Origin of the sequence: Roseateles sp. (assembly GCF_049240545.1) — a bacterium.
GTDB lineage: Bacteria > Pseudomonadota > Gammaproteobacteria > Burkholderiales > Burkholderiaceae_C > Paucibacter_A.
Genome location: NZ_JBMLSK010000216.1, coordinates 1 through 2897, shown reverse-complemented (window position 1 = coordinate 2897; position 2897 = coordinate 1). Strand labels below are relative to the sequence as shown.

Annotated in this window: 1 protein-coding gene; it reads right to left on the bottom strand. The window is 58.8% G+C overall.

Features of this window, described 5'->3' with window-relative positions; translation table 11 throughout:
• Positions 1-18: 18 nt before the first annotated feature.
• On the bottom strand, positions 19-2823 hold the full coding sequence (locus tag ACOVRJ_RS14290) for a hypothetical protein (protein ID WP_409748713.1): 2805 nt from the start codon (positions 2821-2823) through the stop codon (positions 19-21).
• Positions 2824-2897: the final 74 nt, after the last annotated feature.

Here is a 2897-nt window from a genome sequence, read left to right as displayed (position 1 = left end):
CCAGCCGCGCATTGCCCCTCACTGTAAACGGCTGACCCCGGGATAGCGTTCGCTTGCTGACAGCGCACGGGTCACGTCGTGATTGGCGGTCACACGGCCCCCCAAAGTCACCACGGAAACTCGTCGAGCAACGTTCTTGCTCTGGGCGTCGTAGTCGTAGACCACAGCGCTGATGGATCCGGTGGTGACCTCGGTCAGGAAGCCCCTGACCGACGATATCGAAGTGCCGCCCGCCGCCAAGTTTGCAACGGGTGTCACGGCTCCGGCGGCGGGATTGAAGCGCATGAGTTTGCCGTTCGTTGTGCCGTAGTACAAGGCACCGTCACTGGCCGACAAGAAGCCTGTTGATGGCACATCGGGCAAGTCGCCGACCACCTTGGTCAACACCGGTGCGCTGCGGCACAGGTCGTCTGGGCCTAAGCCTCGATCAATGGTCCAGATCGACCCACCCGGGTTGCCATCGGCCCGTTGTGCCATGGCCATGTACATGGCGTTCTGTGCTGCCACAAACACTGGGCCTCCGACCGGAAGCCCCTCGCTGGCTGGCCGGAACGCGCTGTTTGGGCCAAAGGTAAGTGATTTGATCGAGATCTTGGGGTCGCTGATCCGTGCGCAAGCGACGGTGTAAATGGGAGCACCCACTGAGATATCGCCTTCTGCCGCATAGTAGACCGCGTCATCACGGATCGCCGGTTTCCAGTCGTTATCGGCAGGCAGGCGGGATGCGAAAACCCGCACCCACTCGGTGGCCTTCAACGTCTTCGTGTCCACATGCAGCAGCTTTTGTCGATAGTAGCCACCGTCTCCGCTTGAGACGCCTGACTTTTCAGCAATTGCTGTGAGCCAAGCTGAATCGCCTTGCCCAAGCACGAGTTCTGCTCCCAGGTAGGCTATGTCTGTCACCTCGGCCATCCGGACGGGCTCCATGGTGCTGCGCTGGTAGATCACCACGCCCAGGCCACCGCCGGCCCTGTCTCTCGAACCACGATGACCGCCGAGACGCCCAGAATCGTAGCTTGGGGACGTCAGCGAAATCAGGCCGATGAGATGGTCAGGCCCGAGCGGCTGAAGCTTGCCGTAGGGATAGGCTCCGCGGTCTGGGTCGATGGGCACCGAGGTAATCTTTCCGTTGAAACGGTCATACTTGTTCACCACGTGTGATGCCTCGTTCGCAGCACTGGCCAACCACACGACGTAGCGGTCGAGAACGCCGTCGCTGGCCGAACTGCCCGTTGCCGGATTACCGTGAAAATATTTCCCCAAAGTGGCCGAACCGGTTGCCAGGGTCTTTCTGAAGAAAAGTCGGCTGGGATCCAGTTCCAACAACTGCGAAGGCGTGCACGGCAAAACTGAATTGGGCCTCTCATCGCAGATGCCGGCAGCAACGTCGGTTGAGGCAGCAAATAACAGCCCCGACGCCGGTGACGATGTGAGCCCGGCAAAGTAGCTGCCGAAGTAACCTTTGGGCTCGTCTCTGATCCAGGCCGACATCGTGCTGGCGTTACTGAGGTTGAGGCTTGCTGCCTGCGAAAGCAGCTTGGGTGCCGAAATCTGCAAACTGGTTTCGGCGTCGAGGCCGCTGCAGGCAACCAGCGATTCGTTGCTAAAGGATATGGGCAACACCCCCTCGATACGGTGGCAGTCGATCTCGGCCAGCCTGTAAAGCGCGGTATTGCTCCCGGGTGGGCCAAAAATCTGAGCCTCGCGGCTTTGTATGTCCTCGACTGTCCAGCGCACGGTACCACTCGCGTCTTCGAACAGGTAGCGCCCAAGTCGCTTGCCTACGGGATTGAACTGGCTGATCGCGGTGAAGGTCCAAGGCCGTGACAGGTCATTTCCCACGGGCGGTGCAAGGCTGAAGATCCGCCCGTTTTTGGTGTAGGTGGCCGCGCCGCCCACTGAACCAGCAGGCGCGCAGGCTACAGCCGTGGGATCTGCAGCGTTCAAGATGTAGCGCGAACCCTGCGTGCCCAGCAAGATCTTGGTGCGGTCGCGTGACCACACCATCTCCGTCTTCTCACCGACGAGTCCACTGCAAAGACCTTCTTCCACATCGCGTGAGAAAAAGTCATAGACCACGGTTTCTTTCAGGTAGTTTGCGCTTCCCTGGTCGAGCACCACATGCAATAACAGCCCGCGGCCAGCGCGGCCACCGTCGACCATGACCATCAGCGACTTGCCATCTTTGCTTACAAGCGGGGTGCGAATGGTGTTGTTCGGTCGCAGATCTGAGACGGTGATGCCGGGACCTGCGGTCTTTCCTGCGCCCCTCGTGTCCAATGTCTTGAGGAGCTCCAGTTTGTCGGTGACCGGATCGAAACGCATGAGAACGATTTGGTTCTCAGAAGGCAAGGACGAGTTGCTCAAGAACCCGTAGAAGCGACCGTCAACTTCGTTGAAGGCGAAAGAATGCTCGTTCGGGCTGGTGTTCCTCATGAATGGTCTGCCGGTGAAGGTCTTGACCACTTTGGAACCGCTGCCGTCAAACTGATAGATCTCGCCCAGGCGCGTGGCGCCGCCGCTTTGAGCAACCAGCGCTAGGGAGCCGAACAATTCCGCCGGCAGAGGCGTGTGCGCCACCGGCGTACCTGAGGCAGCGGCCACAGTCGTACCCACTGCCGAGTCGGTGGTCACGGACCGCTCGGCCAAAACAAAGGGCCCCTCGATGGTTGTTATTGTTATGGCTGGAATGACACTGAGATCCCTAGGGGGCAGTGCGTCAGCCGTTGGAGCATCGGAACCACCAGAACAGGCGGTTACAGCAAGCGCTACAGTGACTAAGAGGGTGAGGTTGCAGATGGACTTCATAATGATTATTTTCATTTAGTAATTAATTTAACTGGATGCTTAATTCATGAAATAGGCAAGTGCAATCAACATTGCCAGAATGGCAATGA